Raw genomic sequence first — 18,695 nt, 5'->3', positions numbered from 1 at the left:
ACTCTTTTAATTTCAATTTTTAAATAATAATGTAAACTAAATTATTTTAATATATAATATTCATAAGATTTATTATTATTATGAATAGGATTATATAAGAAAGAGTTGGATTTAATGACTGTAAATAGAAATAAAATTAGTATTATAAAAGAACTTAATAAAAATAAAATAATAAATTTATTAGCATCCCATGGAGAGATGACTAAATTTGATATATCTAATAAATTAGGAATAAGTATACCAACAGTTACAACGAATATAAATAGATTGAAGTCTTTAAATTTAGTTCATGAGCTTGAGTCAACAATATATACTGGAGGGAGAAAACCAAAAGTAATCCATTTTAATAGCAATGCCCGTATATCTATAGGGATAAGAATAACATTATATAATATAGATATAGTTATGCTAAATTTGAAAAAAGATATTGTTTATATAGAATCTTGTAAAATAAAGTTTACTGATTTTAATGAATTTATGAAGTGGAGTTCAGAAAAAATAGATTCTATATTAGAGGAAAAAAATATACCAAAAAAGAATCTATTGGGAGTAGGTATATCTATACCAGGTATAATAAATAAAAATACTAATACTATAGAGTATACTAATGTAGGCATATCAAATGCTAATTTAGATTTTTATAATGATATGTATGAATACAATGTATATTATGAAAATGAAGCAAATTTATCTATATTAAATGAAAAAAATTATATAGATGATAAGAATAAGCAAAACCTATTATTTTTATCAATTAATATTGGTTTAGGTGGAGGTATATTAATTAATAATGAGATTTATAGTGGATCATCAGGTAGATCTGGAGAATTTGGTCATATGAAGCTTATGGGTAAAGGTAAAGATTATCTAGATGATTATTTATCAACATCTAATATAGTTAAAACATATAACTTGAAAAGCAAAACTAATCAAATAGAAACATTTAAAGAATTTGAACAATTGGTAATTAATAAAAATAAATTAGCTTTAAGTTTAATGGATACAGCAATTGAGAGATTAGCGTTATGTATATATAATTTAATTGCCATATTTGATCCATCTAGCATATTAATTGGTGGAGAATTTAGTTTTTTATTAAGATTATATAAAGAAGATATTATCAAATTAATTCAAGAAGATATAAAGTTACCATACTCAAGTAGTATAGAAGTTTTATTTTCAAAAGATATTAAATCTGATTTAATTGGAGCAGCATTATTACCATTAAATGAGTTCTTTAAATTAGATTTACAAGATATATAATTTAAAAGATATATTGAAATAAAGATTAGGCTTATATGTAAATAATAAACTGAGTGATAATTATGTGTTGAAAACATAATGGTGAGGGCAGAGAAACTGTTGTTCATATATGAGATAGCAAATTTCTAGTACCATTTATTTTAGCTATTATAGGCCTTATGATTTTGTTACTTTTATCTTATATAATGTGGAAAATAATAAATAAAAAATAAATAATATATAAGCTGAAGGATTATATCCTTTGGCTTATTTTTATTAAATAATATTATAGAAAGTGATTTATATACAAAAATAAATATGATAAGAAATATGAAATAAAAGCAGGTATATTCTAAGCAAGTGTAACATAAATATTAAAGGTTGAAGTTTTTATTTATGGAGGTTTGTAAAATGAATAGTTCAAAAAAATTTTTCATATGTAGTGTCTGTGGAAATATAGTAGAGATGATAGAAAATAAAGGACCAAAAGTAGTATGTTGCGGTAAGAAGATGGACGAATTAGTAGCAAACACAACAGAAGCATCAGTAGAAAAACATATACCAGTAGTAAATATAGATGGCAATAAAGTAAAAGTACAAGTGGGAAGTGCATTACATCCTATGACACAAGAACATCATATAAGCTGGATATATGTTGTTACTACACAAGGTATACAGCGTAAATCTTTGAGTATAAATAATGACCCAATTGTAGAAATTGCCTTAGCTGAAGAAGATCAAGTGTTAGAAGTATATGCTTATTGTAATCTTCATGGATTATGGAAAGTAGAGTTATAGATAAAAATTAAATATAAATTACAAATAAGTTATCTAAAAATAAAAGATGTATTAAATAATGAACTCTGTATATCAGAGTTCATTTTTATTAATAATTGATATATCTGGGTTTTATAAAAATAATATATACTTTACCTAATTCAATAAAGTTAGATGTTATTATACATAATTAATGTATAATTATGTATAATATGAAATTTGTATATTATAAAAAACTATTTTATAATTAAATTTATAACCGTGTATATTAAGGAGATTATGATTTATGGATATATCAAAAATAATTGAAAATAAGGGATTAACTGAAAGAGAAACTGAAGTACTAAAATACATTATAGAAAATATAGATAATGTAAATAAAATGGGAGTAAGAGGTATTGCTAAGGAAAATTTTACATCAACTTCTACAATAATGAGATTATCTAAAAAACTTGGATATTCTGGTTTTTTGGAAATGCAATATAATTTACTTTCTATAGTAAAAAATATAACAGATAGAGAGATAAATAATAATAGCTTTATAGATAGTTTGAATATGGATAGTATAATTAAAATTAATGAAAGAAAAGATATAGATAATTTTATTGATATATTGTTAGAAGAAAACTCAAAATTCATCTTTATATATGGCAATGGTTTTTCAAGTATAGTAGCAGAATATATTAATAAAAAATTACTAGTTATGGGCAAAAGATGTATATTATCAAATGGTACTGATTCAATAGGTGTATTTGAGAATAACTTAGATTGCATAAGTTGTATTATAGTTTTATCAAAATCTGGAGAAAGTCCAATGGTATTAAATAAAGTAAAAATAGCAAAGGATCATAATATAAAAGTTGTTTCATTTACAAATGAAGATGAAAATAGCGTAAGTAAATTAGCCGATATAAGATTCAGAATACAAGACTCAAATAAATTGGATGCTAGGAATCTGATGCCGAATGCTTTCTTTCCTAAAGTGCTTGCAATGATAGAGTTTATAATATTTGAATATTATAAGAAAAAAAATAACTATGAAAAGTAACGTGTTATATAATTAAGTAACACGTTTTTTTAAATGCTAAATATATGTACATATAGCATATTCAAAATTATAATAGCACTAGGTAATCGTTTTTCTATAATTAGGAGGAGTAAAAATGAAAGAAAAAATATTTAATCAATTACAGAGCTTTTCAAAAGGTATGTTTACACCAGTACTAATATTACCAATAGCTGGTATAATAATAGCTTTTGGTAATATTTTAACTAATGCAAAATTAGCAGAGTATTTACCATTTTTAAATAATGAATTAGTTTTTGGTTTAGGGAAAATGTTATCTGGTTCATTAGTATCGATATTAACAAATTTAGGTATTATATTTTGTGTAGGCCTTGCATTAGGTCTTGCAAAGAAGAAGAAAGCAGAAGCTGGATTTACAGCGATGTTAGTATTTTTGGTATTTTTAAATGCAATGAATATATTTTTAACTTTAACTGGAAAGATAGTTACAGCAGAGTCTTTAAGCGGAACAGGACAAACCACTGTTTTAGGTATCCAAGTTTTAGATATGGGAGTATTTTTAGGAATAATATTAGGGTGTATAGTAGCTTATGTACATAATAGATTTTGTGAAAAAGAGTTCAATGGTGCTATGCAAATATACGGAGGAACAAGATTAGTATTTATAATACTAATACCTGTTACAGTTGTATTAGCTATTATACTTAGTTATGTATGGCCATCAATACAAAATATGATTTCTAGTTTAGGTGAATTTATAACAAGTTCGGGGAATGTTGGAGTATTTACTTACGGAATGCTTGAAAGATTATTAATACCTACAGGTCTACATCATTTAATATACACACCTTTCTTATATAGTTCATTAGGTGGAGTAGCAGAAATAGGTGGACAAGTATTTGAAGGTGCTAGAAATATTTATTTTGCTGAAATGGCAGATCCAACAATACTACAACTATCTCAAAGTGTAATATGGGATGCTAGAGGTCTTTCAAAAATGTTTGGTTTAATTGGTGCATGTTTAGCGATGTATCACACAGCACTTCCACAAAACAAAACTAAGATTAAAGCTATATTAATACCAGCAGCCGTTACATCAATACTTGCAGGTGTAACTGAACCAATAGAATTTTCGTTTATGTTTGTAGCCCCAATATTATTTGTAATGCATGCAGTATTAAATGGTTTAGGTATGGTGGTATTAAATATATTAGGAGTTAGAGCAATAGGTCCAAATGGATTAATAGACTTCTTATTATACAATTTACCTCTTGGAATAGCGAAGACAGGATGGCCAATGTATGTCTTAGTAGGACTATGTCAATTTGTGGTTTACTATATCGTGTTCAGAATGTTAATAACTAAATTAAAGCTAAAAACACCAGGAAGAGAAACTGATGGGAATACCAAATTATATACAAAAAAAGATTTAAAAGAAAAGAATAATACAAATAATAAGTATAGTAAAGAAGATTCACTATCACATGTTATAGTAGAAGGACTTGGGGGAAAAGCTAATATAGCTAAAGTTGATAATTGTTATACAAGATTGAGAATAACAGTAAAAGATCCTAGCAAGGTAAATGAAGCTTTATTAAAAAATGAGACAAGTGCTAATGGAGTAGTTATTAAAGGTGAAAATATACAAATAGTATATGGTCTTAAAGTTAATGGAGTAAGAAAAGATTTAGATGAATACTTAGGTATAGTAGCAAATCAATAGAATTTTTACTAAAGGAGTGACTTCTGGAAATATAAAAGTCACTCTTTTTAATTGGAGAGTTATTCAGGATTTATATTAAGTAAGATTAGATTTTGATATATAAATTTAAAAATATTAGACAACATGTTTTTACTTAATGTAACCTGTGTTTTAAGGTTGTGAAAATATTTACTATTAAAATTGATTAATATATAATCACATTAAGTTATTAGACAAATAATTCCAAATTAGATGGAAATATAGATAATAAATATTATGATAGAAGAAAGGTGAATAAATTATGAAGTCAAATAAAAAATTCTCAGTTGTCATAGCAGGTGGAGGAAGTACATTTACACCAGGTATAGTAATGATGTTACTAGATAATATAGATAGATTTCCACTAAGAAAGTTAAAGTTATATGATAACGATAAGCAACGTCAAGATGTTATAGGTGAGGCTTTACATATATTATTAAAAGAGAACGCTCCAGAGATAGAGTTTACATATACTACAGATCCTGAGGAAGCATTTACAGATGTAGATTTCTGTATGGCTCATATACGTGTAGGTAAATATGAAATGCGTGAAAAGGATGAAAAAATACCTCTAAAACATGGCGTTGTTGGTCAGGAGACTTGCGGGCCAGGAGGGATAGCATATGGAATGAGATCAATTGGTCCTATGATTGAGTTAATAGACATTATGGAAAATTACTCTCCAGATTGCTGGATGTTAAATTATTCAAATCCAGCAGCGATAGTTGCAGAGGCGTGTCGTATATTAAGACCAAATTCAAAAGTATTAAATATATGTGATATGCCAGTAGGAACACTTCGTCGTATGTCTCAAATAGTAGGATTAACTCCAAAGGATTTAGAAGTTAATTACTTTGGTTTAAATCACTTTGGTTGGTGGACTAGTGTTAAAGATAAAGAAGGAAATGATTTAATGCCTATGTTAAGGGAGTATATATCTGAAAATGGATATTTAAATCAAATAGAGGTTGATACTCAACATACAGATCCAAGTTGGCAAGATACTCATAGAAAAGCAAAAGATTTAATTGCACTAGATCCAAATTTTTTACCAAATACTTATTTAAAATACTATTTATATCCAGACTATGTTGTTGAGCATTCAAATAAAGAGTACACACGTGCAAATGAAGTAATGGATGGAAGAGAAAAAACTGTATTTGATGCAGCTAGAGCAATAATAAAGTCAGGAACATCAAAAGGTTCTGAATTTCATATAGATTCTCATGCATCATTCATAGTTGATTTAGCAAGAGCTATAGCTTATAACACTAATGAGAGAATGTTATGTATAGTTGAAAATAAAGGTGCCATAGAAAACTTTGATCCTACAGCGATGGTAGAAGTACCATGTTTAGTAGGGAGCAATGGAGCACAAGCTTTAGTACAAGGAAGTATACCACAATTTGAAAAAGGTTTAATGGAACAACAAGTTTCAGTAGAAAAATTAGTTGTACAAGCGTGGATAGAAGGAAGTTACCAAAAGCTATGGCAAGCATTAACTCTTTCAAAAACTATACCAAGTGCTAAAGTTGCTAAAGAAGTATTAGATGATTTAATTGAAGCGAACAAATCATATTGGCCAGAGTTAGTATAATTTTATAATAAGAAAGGTAATGTTACAATGCTATCGATATTTAAAAAGAAAAAGAATAATTCACTTACTGCATTTTCTACAGGAAAAGTTATACCAATAGACCAAGTAAATGATGAGGTGTTTTCATCAAAAATGTTAGGTGATGGAATAGCTATTCGTCCTGAAAATAATGAGGTAGTAGCTCCTTGTGATGCAGAAGTTACTATGATTATGGAAGAGAGTAAACATGCAATAGGACTTAAGTTAGTAAATGGCATGGAGCTTTTATTCCATATAGGTATAGATACTGTTTCTATGAATGGTGAAGGATTTAATATATTTGTAAAATCAGGAGACACAGTAAATAGTGGAGATAAATTAATATCATTTGATAGAAGCTTAATAAAAGAAAAGGGATTAGATGATATAGTTATAATGGCTATTACTAACTCAGATGAATATAAGTCTATAAAATATAAAGTTGATATTCAAGCAGTTTCAAATGACACAGTTATAGCTACATTCTAAATTTTATAGTAAGTATGGGGACTTAAAATCTGATAACTATAAAATTTATATATAGTAAATGTTTACAAATAAATAGCATGATATAGATATCTTATAGATATTAATAAAAATTAAAGATATACACATTATAAATACAAGTAGTTACTATGAAAATTGAACTGCACCCTGTCAAGTAGACAGTCTAAAAAATAAAAATTAAGCAACTAAGGTCTGCTCTCGATATTCTATCGGAGCCAGGCCTTTTAATCTTTTTTGTAATCTTCTTTTATCATAAAATTCTATATATTTATCGATTGCTAATTTTAATTCTTCAAAGTTATGAAATTTCTTCAAATAATACATTTCAGACTTAATAATTCCCCAGAATCCTTCTATTGGTCCATTATCTATACATCTACCAACACGAGACATACTCTGCGTAGCAGATATCTTATCAAGCTTTACCTTGAAGTTTTTACTTGTATATTGGAACCCACGATCACTATGGAATATAGACTAGCCGTAGGGTTATTTTCAACTGCAATATCAAATGTATCAAATACTAATTTATTATTATTTGAATGACCTACAACATATGAAATTATACTGTTATCGTATAAATCTATTATTGCACTCAAATAGGCCTTCGTACCATTAGTTAGTTTGAACTCAGTTACATCCGTTAACCATTTTTCATTAGGCGTAGCTGCGCTAAAATCTCTATTTAATATATTTTCAGATGTAATTTGAGGAGTACTTTTAACATAATTTTTTCTTTTTTTACGGATTACTGATTTTAAATTGAGACATTTCATTAATCTATAAATTCGTTTGTGATTATATTTCGCATTTAAATTCCTATTAATATTCATCGTTATACGTCTATATCCATAAATACCTTCAACATCTTCATAGACCTTAATTATTTCACTAGCTATAATGTTATTTTCAATATCTCTTTTAGTTTCTTTTCTATTTAACCATTTATAATATGAAGCCCTTGATATACCTGCAAATTTGCATAGTACTAATATTGGATAACCTTCACTAGATAGCTCTTTAATTGCAATATATACGGTTTGTTTTGTGAAACTATTTTTTATCCCCTCCTTTCTATTTCCTCTAATTTTTTTAAGAAGTTATTTTCCATCTCTAATTGTTTATTTTTCGCTTTTAGTAATCTTATCTGAGCATTTAATTTTTCAGCTTCACTAATTTGATCTATATTTTTTCTTTTTCCCCTATTATCTTTAAGGGACTCATATCCATTTTCTTTATATTTTCTAACCCAAGTATAAACTTGTTGATATGAAATTTTATATTTATCTGAAGTTAATTGGTAATTATCATTATTTTCTATGCAAAATGCTACAATTTCAACTCTTTCTTTATATGTTGTTTTTCTACCTTTAGTCATAATCTTATTCTCCTTAGTATTATGAGATTTCCATTTGTTATGACTATTATTATACTTTAAAATCCATCCTTGAAGTACGCTAAGAGAAGAAATATTGTATTTATTACATATGTCACATAGCGATCCTTTACCAGAAATATAATCATTAACAGACGAATGTTTAACTTCTGTAGAATAGGATCTATTTTTAGGATGAGTTCTTAAGCCTGCGGCTCCAGTTACATTATACTTGTGAACCCATCTTCTAAATTGTTCTATTGATATTCCTAATGTACTAGCTAATTCTGAGGCACTTTTATTTCCTTTAATGTATTCCTCTACATTTATTACTTTTAATTCGTATGGTATCTTGGATTTTCTTCCCATAAAAAGATGCTCCCTTCATAGTAACAGTTTTATTATTTTAACTGTCTACTATAAAGGGAGCATATCAAAATCTTAGTAACTACTTTTTTATACATTAATTTAAACAAAAGTTTGTGTATAACTGAAGAATATTAAACTTATGTTAAAAATAATTTGTATATATATTAACAAAATTGTAGAATATAGTAGTTTCAATAGTTTAAAAACATTGAAAAAAATAATGATATGTTACATGCATAAATTAAAGTAAAATACAGTTGTATATTATATTTAAATAATATATACTTAAGTAGAAATATATACGGTAAATAATAAATATGATATACTTTAATGTTAAGTGTATATAGATAGTATACCTTTTAGCATTAAATGTTAGTAAAAGAAAATTCATTAGAGGTGGAAGATGATACAAATTGAACAATTAAGAAAAGTTTATGATAATGGTCATGAAGCTTTAAAAAGTATTAATTTAGAAATGAATGAAGGAGAATTAGTATGTTTATTAGGTCCTAGTGGATGTGGTAAAACAACTATACTTAACCTTTTAGCAGGTCTATTAGATCCAACAAGTGGAGATATCAAATTTGATAATAAATCTGTAATAGACAAACATCCTAAGGATAGAAATATAGGATTAGTATTCCAAAACTATGCATTATATCCTCACATGACAGTATTAGAAAACGTTATGTTCCCTTTGACAGTAGGAAAGAATAAAAAGCCTAAAGCAGAAGCTATGGAAATTGCTAAAAAATATATGAAAATTACAAGTATAGAAGAATTAGCAAATAAAAAACCAGGACAAATGTCTGGTGGACAGCAACAAAGGGTTGCAATAACTAGAGCTTTAGTTCAAAATCCAAAAATATTATTACTAGATGAACCTTTAAGTAATTTAGATGCAAGGCTTAGATTGAAAATAAGAGAAGAAATAAGAAGATTAGTTAAAGAAATAGGAATAACAACTATATTCGTAACTCATGACCAAGAAGAAGCTTTATCAATAAGTGATAGAATTGTTCTTATGAATGAAGGTGTAGTTCAACAATTTGATGTACCACAAAACTTATACTTAGAACCATCTAATTTATTTGTTGCACAATTTATGGGTAATCCAATTATAAACATATTTGAAATGAATAAAGAAGGAAATGTTCTAAAAGGTGAAGACTTTGATATAGATTTAAATCTATTAACAAAAGACAGGCTTAAAGCTGAATTAACTGAAGATAAATATATAGTAGGTATAAGACCAGAATACTTTGTAACAAATGAAAATCCTTTATTTAAAACTACTATAGAAACAGTAGAGTTAATAGGAAAAGATTGCATAGTAAACTTCAATGTAAATGGAGTGCATGCAAAATCTATCACTGATGTAAATCAAAATATCAGAGAAAATGATGAAGTAGGATTTGATATAGATTACAATGGAATTTATTTATTCCAAGAGAATGGAGTTAGAGTGTACTAATGAAAAAGTTAAAATATAGAGCGGAGAATTCACCACAAGCATGGTTATTTCTTTTACCAGCTTTAATAATAATAGGAATATTCAATGTTTTACCTTTAATAAAAACATTTATAATGTCTATGCAAAAAGGTACATTAAATAATTTGCAGTTTAACGGATTTAGAAACTTCTCTGTAGTATTACAAGATCCTAAATTCCATGATGCAATAGGAAATACAGCTTTATTTTCATTCGTTGTAGTTCCTGTAGGGCTTATTATATCTATGTTTATAGCAATAACTATATTTGAAAAAATTAAACATAAAAGTTTATTTGAAACGATATTCTTTATACCATACCTAACAAGTGTAATAGCAATAGGTATTGTATTTAGATTTTTATTCAATGGAGAATATGGTTTTATAAATTATTTACTAGGTCTTATAAATGTTGGCCCAATAAACTTCTTAGATGATCCAAATATGAGTATGACTACTCTAATTATATTTGGTATTTGGTCAGGTCTTGCTTTTAATATAATTATATTACTTTCAGGACTTAGAACTGTAGATGAAAATTACTATAAAGTAGCAGATATGTTTGGAGCTACAAAATTAGAGCAATTTATAAAAATAACTTTACCACAGTTAATACCAACAATAACATTTTTATTAATGGTAAACTTTATTAATGCGTTTAAGGTATATGCACAAGTATTCTCTATATTTAACGGAAAAGCGGGAATAGCAAATAGCGCAACTACTGGAGTATTCTACATATTTAATAAATTCTACGTTGAATATCGTTATGGCCAAGGTATGGCAGCTGCAGTAATATTATTTGCATTAATATTATTATTTACCTTAATTCAAAACTATGTTTTAAAAAGAATATCTAAGTAGGTGAAAAAATGAAAAAGGTTAATTTATTTATATCGAAAACATTCATAGGCATAATGGCTTTAATAACACTGTTTCCTTTTGTGTATATGATATTATCAAGTTTAATGACATTCCAAGAGGTTACAAGTATACCACCGACACTTGTACCAAAAGAATTTCAGTGGGAAAACTTTAAGTTAGCAATGGAGCAAGCACCTTTTGTTAGATACTTCTTCAATACTATATTAGTTGCTGGATTATCTACAATAGGAACATTAATAACCTCTGTATTAGCTAGTTTTGCATTAGTTAAATTAGAGTTTAAATATAAAGAACTTTTAGTAATGGGTATGGCAGCACTTCTAATGGTACCATATGAAGTTACTGTATTTACTAATTATCAAACTATAGCAAGTATAGGATTATTAGATAGCTATACAGCTTTAATACTTCCATCATTAGCAAGTATATTCTATATATTCTACTTAAAAAACTATCTTACATCTATACCACTTTCATATTATAAAGCGGCAAAAGTAGACGGATGTGGAGATTTAGAATTTATAAGAAGAATATTAGTTCCATTAGCAAAACCTTCATTATTTACAATGGGGATATTAAGTTTCATAAATGGATGGAACTCATTCTTATGGCCAATACTTGTAACTAACAGCAAGGAAATGAGATTATTAAGTAACGGATTAAGTGCTTTCGCTACAGAAAGTGGTACAAATGTACACTTACAAATGGCAGCGTCAACAATAGCTATAGTGCCTATATTAATTTTATACTTAATATTTAGAAAACAAATTATAAGAGGAGTTGTAAAAAGTGGTGTTAAAGGATAAAAAGACAAAAATAACATTCCATAATGGTATATTAACTATTGGGGGGACAATTATAGAAATAGCATACGAAGATAGTCGTATATTCTTTGATTTTGGTAGCGAGTATGATCCATCATCACCAAAACAACCAAAAGATTTACAAGATTTATTAGATATGAATCTTGTTCCATTCTTAGATAATATGTTTGATCCAAGTATACCTTTAAAGGGATATGAATCTAAAGAAGATAATTTTAAAAATACAGCTGTATTTTTATCACATGTTCATTTAGATCATTCAAAGATAATTAACTATTTAAATCCATCAGTGCCTTTATACATGTTAGAAGGAACGAAATCTTTATTAAATACTTTAAATATAAATAATGACTTCTTATTCCCTCTTCATAACCAAGGAGAGTCTAATGTTAGAGAAATAATAGGAGTAACAGAAAATGAAGTAGTTCAAATTGGTGAAATAAAAGTTAAAGTAATGCCAGTAGACCATGATGCATATGGTGCAAGTGGATTACTAATAGAAACACCAGATTTAGTTATATCATATACAGGAGATATAAGACTTCATGGATATAGAAAAGATGCAACTTTAAATTTCTGTAAAGAAAGTGAAAATTGTGATGTTCTATTAATAGAGGGTGTTACAGTTTCTTTCCAAGAATTAAATGAAGATGCACGTGTACCAGCAGATGATAATGAATTAGCATTAATAGAAAAAATAAATACTATTGTAAGAGAAAATCCAAATAAACAAATAACATTTAACTACTATATATCTAATATAGAAAGAATTTTAAACATAATAAAAACTAATCCAAGAACTGTAGTATTAGATGCATATTATTCTTATGTATTAAAACATGCAACAGGATATCAATCTTACTATTATCAGCTAGATGATAAAGATTATGAGTTAGATCAAAATTATAAGGTAGAGTTTGAAACACTTCTACAAGATGAAAGTAGCTATTTCTGGCAATTAGATACACTTGCCATTGAACATTTTGATAGATTAAAAGAAAATGGAATTTATGTTCATTCAAACGCAACACCACTTGGAGACTTTGATCCAGCGTATGGGCCATTTATAAAAAGATTCGAAGATCATGGTATCGAATTTAAACTAGCATCATGTACTGGACATGCTCATCCATTTGATTTGATTGAAATAATAGACTTAATTAAACCTAAGCTATTAGTTCCTATTCATTCATATCATCCAGAAAGACTTTACAATAAGTCAGGCGATGTACTATTACCAGAAAAGAAACAAACAATATAATTGGAGGATTAGAAATGAGATTCAAAAAATTTGCATCATTAGCATTATCTGCAGTCCTAGTGACTGGACTAATGACTGGATGTGGCAACAGTAAAAGTGCTTCATCTGAAGAGATAGTAACAGAAATTAAAGAGCCAGTTGAAATAACATTCTGGCATGCCATGAACGGAGACTTAGAGAAAACTCTACAAAAATTAACTGACAAGTTCATGGAAGAAAATAAAAACATAAAAGTAACTTTACAAAATCAATCAAGTTACCCAGAATTACAACAAAAAATAACTGCTACTACAGCAAGTCCAGATGATTTACCAACATTAACTCAAGCATATCCACATTGGATGGTAAATGCAATGCAAGATGAGTTAATTGTTGACTTAAAGCCTTATATAGAAAATGAAACAATAGGATTTGAAAACTATGAAGATATATTAGAGGGATTCAGATCTTCTAGTAATATAGACGGAAAAATATATGGAATGCCTTTCAATAAATCAACAGAAGTTATATGGTATAATAAAACATTATTCGAAGAATTAGGATTAAAAGTTCCTACTACATATGAGGAATTTGCTGAAGTTTCAAAAACTATAACTGAGAAAAAAGGTATAGTTGGTGCTGGATTTGACTCATTAAATAACTTCTACACTACTTACTTAAAAAATAAAGGTGTAGACTTCAATAGTAAAACAGATGTAACTGGTAAAGAATCAGTTGAAGCTGCTAATTACTACTTAGATGGTATAAAAGAAGGTTACTTCAGAATAGCTGGTACAGATATGTACTTATCAGGACCATTTGCTAATGAAGCAGTTGGTATGTATGTTGGATCAAATGCTGGTGAATCATTCGTTAAGCAAGGTGTTGGTGATAAGTTTGAAGTAGGTGTTGCTCCATATCCAGCTGAATCAGTTATGCAACAAGGTACTGATTTATACATGTTCTCAAATGCTTCTGCTGAACAAAGAACTGCTGCATTTGAATTCTTAAAGTTCTTATCTTCAACAGAAAACCAAGTAGTTTGGGGAATTGAAACTGGATATATACCAGCTACAAAAAGTGCTATAGAATCAGATGAATACAAAAATTCAGGAACATTAGTATCAGGTATATTAAAAGATGCAACATCTAAAAAATTATTTATAAATGAAGTTGCTCAAGGTGTTGATAGTGCTTACAATGAATCTGCTACTGTACTAGAAGATATATTATCAGATACTAAATCTGACGTAAAAGCTAAACTAGAAACATATAAAAATACTTTAATGGGAATATATGAATAAGTATTTTAAGTAATGTTGTTTGAAGCATAATAAAAGGCATCTCGTTGGCTAGATAAAATGTTTGGCCTTCAGTTTGCCCAGGTGAAATCAAACTTTTAAAAGGGGATGTCTTAAATTTAATTAAGACATCCTTTTTAATTGTAATGAAATTATATTTTATTTGATTTTACACAAAGATTATAAAAATTTTATAAGAAAAGGAGACAATTATGAAACTTGTCATTTATCAAACTAGTGATTTGCATGGATATGTATATCCAACTAACTATGTAAAAGAACAACCTCTTGGAATTTTAAAAATAGGAAGCTATATAAAAAAAGATGAATTAAAATATGATAAGTCATTAAAAATAGATTGTGGAGACTTAATACAAGGTTCTGCATTGACACATTATTTATATAAACATGAAATGAACACTAATCCAATTATTGAGGGATTAGAAGATATAAACTATGATGCATATGTAATAGGAAACCATGAATTTAATTATGGTATAGATTATCTTAACAAATCATACTCGCCAATAAGTCATAAAGTAATAAATGCAAATATAGATGGATTGGAGTTTGATACAAAGCCATATAAAATATTTGATATAGATGGATTTAAAATTGGATGCATAGGATTTACAACATCATTTATACCAAATTGGGAACAAGAATCTAATATAAAAGGGTTAAGCTTCAATAATCCAGTAGAGATGTATGGAAAATATGAAAAAGAGCTAAAAGAACAATGTGATTATATAATAGTTTGCTATCATGGAGGATTTGAAAGAAGTTTAGAAGATAATATTACTCCAACAGAAGCACTAACTAATGAAAATCAGGGTAGCGAGCTTTTAGAAAAATTTGATTCTATAGATATGATTTTAAGTGGACATCAACATAGATCATTTATAACTAAAATCAATGGTGTACTTTGTTCACAACCATTAAATAATGGTCAAAACTTTACTAAAATAGTACTAGATACTGAAACAAAAGAAGTAGAATATGAATTAGTAGAAGTTAAAAACTTAGATGTTGAAATAGATAATGATTTACAAAGTATATTTGAAGAAGTAGAAAATAAATTACAAGTTTACTTAGATCAAGAAATAGGAGAATTTGAAAAAGATATACTAGTAAATGATATATTTGAGGCAAGACTTAAAGGACATCCTTTTATAAACTTCTTACATGAAGTTCACCTTGATGCTGGTAAGTCTGATTTTTCTGCATTATCTATGTTTGATAGCACAATTGGATTTAAAAAGACTGTATCTATAAGAGATGTATTAATAAACTATCCTTATCCAAATACTCTAACGGTCCTTAATGTAAAAGGGAAAAATATAAAAGAGGCTATGGAAAAAAGTGCTACTTACTTTGTATTAGAAGATGGTAAAGTAGATGTAAATATAAGCTTCTTAAAACCAAAAGTTCAACATTATAACTATGATACTTTTGGTGGAATGACCTATGAAATTGATTTAAATAGAGAATTTGGAGATAGAATAGTTTCTATGAAAAAAGATGGTGTAGATATTGATTTAGAAAGATACTATACTATCGTAATGAATAACTATCGTGCTACGAATTGGTCAGTATACCCAAGTTATAAAGATGCTGAAATTGTTAGAGAAATTAATTTAGATATAAGTGAAGTTATAATTAATTATATTCAAAACAAGAAAAAAGTTAGAGTTATAGATGAAAGTAATTATATAATTAAATATTAGAGATAATTTTATTTTGAGGCTATGATTTTTTATCATAGCCTTTTAGTTTATCATAAGTTAATGAAGGAATCTATAATGTTGTTATCATAAGAAAAGTTATAGTAATGATTATATTTTTAGTAAAACTCCATTATCAAACAAGGTAAATAATATTCTTTCATTTGCAAATAATCATTTCTAGATAATTCAAATATATGGGATACTTGAAGAGTATTTCTTAGCTTACGAGTTTTTACATACTTAAATCCTAGAGCTTTAAGGGATTTAGGAGTATATCTATTTTCAGAGTAAGTAATTGCAATTAATTTATCTAGATTCATCAATTCAAAGCCTGTTATAAGAGTTATTACTGTCAGTTCAGTAGCAAAATTATTTCCCCAATATTTAGGATTTATACAAATACCTATTTCTCCTTCTCTTGCTCTCATGGATACATTGTTAATACCAATATTTCCGATGACTTTTTTATCTGGCTTATAGTATATGACATAGTTTCCTATTTTTCCTTTTTCATAATTTTCGATGAAAAAAGACTGTATAAATTTTTTAGTAGCATTAATATTTTTATGAGCTTTAAACGGTAGGTACTTTACTACATTTTCTTGGCGAAGATATTCATGTAAATCATGTGTATCATTAAGAGTAGCAGGTCTTAGTATAAAGTCTGGTGTTTCAATTATTTTCATCTGTGGATATTCAGAATTTAAAATTTTATATCCAAATATAGTATTCATTATTATTACCTCTTTATAAATGATATTTACTACAAACTATGTGTTTTCATGTAAATATGTTAACTTAAATATAATCACTTTCTTTTCTTTGAGTTATTTTTAAGAGAAAAGTTTCATATTGCCAAGCATTTTATCTATTATTCAAATTCTAATGTTAATATAGTCATATAATAAAAGAACTTTAAAAAATAAAATTATATAATTATGGAATTTTATGGATGGTTTAGGGTGGAGATTCTTTATTTTTATGTTATACTATTTTTAGAAGCAGGTAAAATATTAGAAATACATATTAAATATGATTGATAAATTTTAAACAATCATGCTAAGAAAATAACTATCGTTTCTAATGAGAAATTGGGGGGTAAACATGAAAATAACTGAAGGATATATGCCTTTTGAAGGTTTTAAAACTTATTATCGTATAGTAGGCGAAGGAACAGAAGGAAAAAAACCATTAGTATTACTTCATGGAGGACCAGGTTCTACACATAACTATTTTGAAGTATTAGATAAAATAGCTGAAACTGGTAGACAAGTGATAATGTATGACCAAATTGGATGTGGAAATTCGTTTGTAGAAGGACATCCAGAATTATTCAACGCTGATACTTGGATAAAAGAACTTATTGAACTTAGAAAATATCTAGGGCTTGAAGAAATTCATTTATTAGGTCAATCTTGGGGAGGGATGCAGGCTATTTGGTATGCTATTGAGCACAAACCAAAGGGAATTAAGTCATACATCTTATCATCAACTCTTTCTTCTGCAAAACTTTGGGAGAAAGAGCAAAAAAGAAGAATATCATATATGAGTGAAGAAGATCAAAAAGCTTTACTTGAGCCAGATTATGATAGCAAAGAGTATGCTGATGCGCTAGATAGATTTATGAAAATGTATTGTGCAGGTGAAGTAACTGAAGAATCTCCAGAATGTCTAAGAAGGCCTAAAAAATCAGGTTCTGAAGCATATGTTGTAGGATGGGGAAATAATGAATTCTCACCAACAGGAACTCTAGCAGGATATGAATTTACTGATAGATTACATGAAATAAAGGAACCTTGCTTAATAACTAGTGGAGCAATAGATTTATGCTCACCATATATTGCAAAAACTATGTATGATAGAATTCCTAATAGTAAATGGGAACTATTTGAATACTCAAGACATATGCCTTTTGTTGAAGAAAATGATAAATACATGGAAGTTTTAACTAAGTGGCTAGATGATAATGATTAAGATTATATAAATTTAAATATATGAAGAGATTAATCGGTTTATGTTTAATCTCTTTTTTATTGTAAGGAAATTATATAATATTAATTTTTAAATATAATTAGAAAAAAATATTACTTATAACAATACTGTGAAATGTAAGAAGTATATATGTTAAAAACTACTCTAAAATAGGAAGTTTATCAAAAGGAACGAAAGTAGAGATAGTGGAATCAAAAAACGGATGGTATAAGATAAAATATAAATCAGGATATGGATATATATCAGCAAGTTATGTAAAATAAATAATAAAATAAACACTCATATATATTAAGATAATACTAAACATAAAAATTTATTTAAGAGGTCTGTGCTCAATACTATATTGTAGTCAGACCTTTCAGATTTTATTTTGACATAATTATTTAACCTAGACTAATATTATGCCCAAATATTTAAAGTATGAGTGTTGTATGAGAAATAGAGAATTAGAATTAAAAAACTTATTAAAAATTTCATAGTAATTAGTGTAAAATAATATATATTTATAATATAAAAAAGACTAGGAGACAGAATATGAATTATTTAGGCAACGATATATATGAAATTAATAAAATAGATGCT

Annotated in this window: 18 protein-coding genes; 14 read left to right on the top strand and 4 right to left on the bottom strand. The window is 27.3% G+C overall.

From position 1 onward, the window contains the following. The first annotated feature begins 114 nt into the window (after nt 1-114). The 6 genes from J7G74_RS01510 (at nt 115) to J7G74_RS01485 (ending at nt 6,891) form a co-directional block, all read left to right on the top strand. Complete coding sequence (locus J7G74_RS01510) at nt 115-1,263, top strand: ROK family transcriptional regulator (protein ID WP_297130932.1); 1,149 nt, start codon at nt 115-117, stop codon at nt 1,261-1,263. A gap of 390 nt (nt 1,264-1,653) precedes the next feature. Next, nucleotides 1,654-2,040, top strand: coding sequence for a desulfoferrodoxin family protein (locus tag J7G74_RS01505; protein ID WP_297130929.1), 387 nt, complete (start codon nt 1,654-1,656; stop codon nt 2,038-2,040). Nucleotides 2,041-2,305: 265 nt separating this feature from the next. Continuing rightward, nucleotides 2,306-3,067 carry a MurR/RpiR family transcriptional regulator gene (locus J7G74_RS01500; protein WP_297130925.1) on the top strand — a complete coding sequence of 254 codons (762 nt, stop codon included), beginning with the start codon at nt 2,306-2,308 and terminating at the stop codon, nt 3,065-3,067. 115 nt (nt 3,068-3,182) lie between these two features. Then, entirely contained in the window at nt 3,183-4,769 is a 1,587-nt protein-coding gene (locus J7G74_RS01495) for a PTS transporter subunit EIIC (RefSeq protein ID WP_297130923.1), read from the top strand. Nucleotides 4,770-5,049: 280 nt separating this feature from the next. Continuing rightward, a complete protein-coding gene (locus J7G74_RS01490; RefSeq protein ID WP_297130920.1) occupies nt 5,050-6,384 on the top strand; it encodes a 6-phospho-alpha-glucosidase in 1,335 nt (444 codons plus the stop codon). Nucleotides 6,385-6,411: 27 nt separating this feature from the next. Further along, the gene (locus J7G74_RS01485) at nt 6,412-6,891 is read left to right on the top strand and encodes a PTS sugar transporter subunit IIA (RefSeq protein WP_297130916.1); all 480 of its coding nucleotides are present in this window, start codon (nt 6,412-6,414) and stop codon (nt 6,889-6,891) included. A gap of 195 nt (nt 6,892-7,086) precedes the next feature. Here J7G74_RS01485 and J7G74_RS01480 read toward each other — a convergent pair whose 3' ends face one another. Genes J7G74_RS01480 through J7G74_RS01470 form a run of 3 tightly spaced genes read right to left on the bottom strand, consistent with a single transcriptional unit; the run spans nt 7,087 to nt 8,653 of the window. Continuing rightward, nucleotides 7,087-7,302 (bottom strand): IS3 family transposase, encoded by a 216-nt coding sequence (locus J7G74_RS01480; RefSeq protein WP_297130913.1) that lies wholly within the window; start codon nt 7,300-7,302, stop codon nt 7,087-7,089. Nucleotides 7,303-7,331: 29 nt separating this feature from the next. Continuing rightward, on the bottom strand, nt 7,332-7,973 hold the full coding sequence (locus tag J7G74_RS01475; protein ID WP_297130965.1) for an IS3 family transposase: 642 nt from the start codon (nt 7,971-7,973) through the stop codon (nt 7,332-7,334). Further along, entirely contained in the window at nt 7,970-8,653 is a 684-nt protein-coding gene (locus J7G74_RS01470) for a helix-turn-helix domain-containing protein (RefSeq protein WP_297130911.1), read from the bottom strand. Before J7G74_RS01470 ends, J7G74_RS01475 begins: the two co-directional genes overlap by 4 nt. A gap of 403 nt (nt 8,654-9,056) precedes the next feature. Between J7G74_RS01470 and J7G74_RS01465 the strand changes: the two genes are divergently transcribed. From J7G74_RS01465 to J7G74_RS01440, 6 genes are all read left to right on the top strand, one after another. Then, nucleotides 9,057-10,127 carry an ABC transporter ATP-binding protein gene (locus J7G74_RS01465; protein WP_297130908.1) on the top strand — a complete coding sequence of 357 codons (1,071 nt, stop codon included), beginning with the start codon at nt 9,057-9,059 and terminating at the stop codon, nt 10,125-10,127. Further along, a complete protein-coding gene (locus tag J7G74_RS01460) occupies nt 10,127-11,008 on the top strand; it encodes a carbohydrate ABC transporter permease (RefSeq protein ID WP_297130905.1) in 882 nt (293 codons plus the stop codon). The genes J7G74_RS01465 and J7G74_RS01460 overlap by 1 nt, the downstream gene beginning before the upstream one ends. Before the next feature lie 8 nt (nt 11,009-11,016). Beyond that, a complete protein-coding gene (locus J7G74_RS01455; RefSeq protein ID WP_297130902.1) occupies nt 11,017-11,835 on the top strand; it encodes a carbohydrate ABC transporter permease in 819 nt (272 codons plus the stop codon). Further along, a complete protein-coding gene (locus tag J7G74_RS01450) occupies nt 11,819-13,114 on the top strand; it encodes an MBL fold metallo-hydrolase (RefSeq protein ID WP_297130899.1) in 1,296 nt (431 codons plus the stop codon). Before J7G74_RS01455 ends, J7G74_RS01450 begins: the two co-directional genes overlap by 17 nt. Before the next feature lie 14 nt (nt 13,115-13,128). Next, nucleotides 13,129-14,397 (top strand): ABC transporter substrate-binding protein, encoded by a 1,269-nt coding sequence (locus J7G74_RS01445; RefSeq protein ID WP_297130896.1) that lies wholly within the window; start codon nt 13,129-13,131, stop codon nt 14,395-14,397. A gap of 209 nt (nt 14,398-14,606) precedes the next feature. Further along, complete coding sequence (locus tag J7G74_RS01440) at nt 14,607-16,121, top strand: bifunctional metallophosphatase/5'-nucleotidase (RefSeq protein WP_297130893.1); 1,515 nt, start codon at nt 14,607-14,609, stop codon at nt 16,119-16,121. Nucleotides 16,122-16,237: 116 nt separating this feature from the next. On the opposite strand, the gene J7G74_RS01435 is transcribed toward J7G74_RS01440, so the two are convergent. Continuing rightward, nucleotides 16,238-16,855, bottom strand: coding sequence for a GNAT family N-acetyltransferase (locus tag J7G74_RS01435; RefSeq protein ID WP_297130890.1), 618 nt, complete (start codon nt 16,853-16,855; stop codon nt 16,238-16,240). Nucleotides 16,856-17,225: 370 nt separating this feature from the next. On the opposite strand from J7G74_RS01435, the gene pepI reads away from it, so the two are divergent. Together pepI and J7G74_RS16760 are read left to right on the top strand one after the other, a co-directional pair. After that, nucleotides 17,226-18,095 carry a proline iminopeptidase gene (gene pepI, locus J7G74_RS01430; RefSeq protein ID WP_297130888.1) on the top strand — a complete coding sequence of 290 codons (870 nt, stop codon included), beginning with the start codon at nt 17,226-17,228 and terminating at the stop codon, nt 18,093-18,095. A gap of 143 nt (nt 18,096-18,238) precedes the next feature. Then, nucleotides 18,239-18,376 (top strand): SH3 domain-containing protein, encoded by a 138-nt coding sequence (locus J7G74_RS16760; protein WP_334299730.1) that lies wholly within the window; start codon nt 18,239-18,241, stop codon nt 18,374-18,376. The last annotated feature ends 319 nt before the right edge of the window (nt 18,377-18,695 follow it).

Origin of the sequence: Terrisporobacter sp. (genome assembly GCF_017888745.1) — a bacterium.
Classification (GTDB): Bacteria; Bacillota; Clostridia; order Peptostreptococcales; family Peptostreptococcaceae; genus Terrisporobacter.
This window is presented reverse-complemented; position numbering and strand designations above follow the sequence as displayed.

What these genes read in the sequence shown, in the direction of transcription:
- J7G74_RS01510 (WP_297130932.1), top strand. Translation starts at nt 115, where the DNA reads ATGACTGTAAATAGAAATAAAATTAGTATTATAAAAGAACTTAATAAA.
- J7G74_RS01505 (WP_297130929.1), top strand. Translation starts at nt 1,654, where the DNA reads ATGAATAGTTCAAAAAAATTTTTCATATGTAGTGTCTGTGGAAATATA.
- J7G74_RS01500 (WP_297130925.1), top strand. Translation starts at nt 2,306, where the DNA reads ATGGATATATCAAAAATAATTGAAAATAAGGGATTAACTGAAAGAGAA.
- J7G74_RS01495 (WP_297130923.1), top strand. Translation starts at nt 3,183, where the DNA reads ATGAAAGAAAAAATATTTAATCAATTACAGAGCTTTTCAAAAGGTATG.
- J7G74_RS01490 (WP_297130920.1), top strand. Translation starts at nt 5,050, where the DNA reads ATGAAGTCAAATAAAAAATTCTCAGTTGTCATAGCAGGTGGAGGAAGT.
- J7G74_RS01485 (WP_297130916.1), top strand. Translation starts at nt 6,412, where the DNA reads ATGCTATCGATATTTAAAAAGAAAAAGAATAATTCACTTACTGCATTT.
- J7G74_RS01480 (WP_297130913.1), bottom strand. Translation starts at nt 7,302, where the DNA reads ATGTCTCGTGTTGGTAGATGTATAGATAATGGACCAATAGAAGGATTC.
- J7G74_RS01470 (WP_297130911.1), bottom strand. Translation starts at nt 8,653, where the DNA reads ATGGGAAGAAAATCCAAGATACCATACGAATTAAAAGTAATAAATGTA.
- J7G74_RS01465 (WP_297130908.1), top strand. Translation starts at nt 9,057, where the DNA reads ATGATACAAATTGAACAATTAAGAAAAGTTTATGATAATGGTCATGAA.
- J7G74_RS01460 (WP_297130905.1), top strand. Translation starts at nt 10,127, where the DNA reads ATGAAAAAGTTAAAATATAGAGCGGAGAATTCACCACAAGCATGGTTA.
- J7G74_RS01455 (WP_297130902.1), top strand. Translation starts at nt 11,017, where the DNA reads ATGAAAAAGGTTAATTTATTTATATCGAAAACATTCATAGGCATAATG.
- J7G74_RS01445 (WP_297130896.1), top strand. Translation starts at nt 13,129, where the DNA reads ATGAGATTCAAAAAATTTGCATCATTAGCATTATCTGCAGTCCTAGTG.
- J7G74_RS01440 (WP_297130893.1), top strand. Translation starts at nt 14,607, where the DNA reads ATGAAACTTGTCATTTATCAAACTAGTGATTTGCATGGATATGTATAT.
- J7G74_RS01435 (WP_297130890.1), bottom strand. Translation starts at nt 16,855, where the DNA reads ATGAATACTATATTTGGATATAAAATTTTAAATTCTGAATATCCACAG.
- pepI (WP_297130888.1), top strand. Translation starts at nt 17,226, where the DNA reads ATGAAAATAACTGAAGGATATATGCCTTTTGAAGGTTTTAAAACTTAT.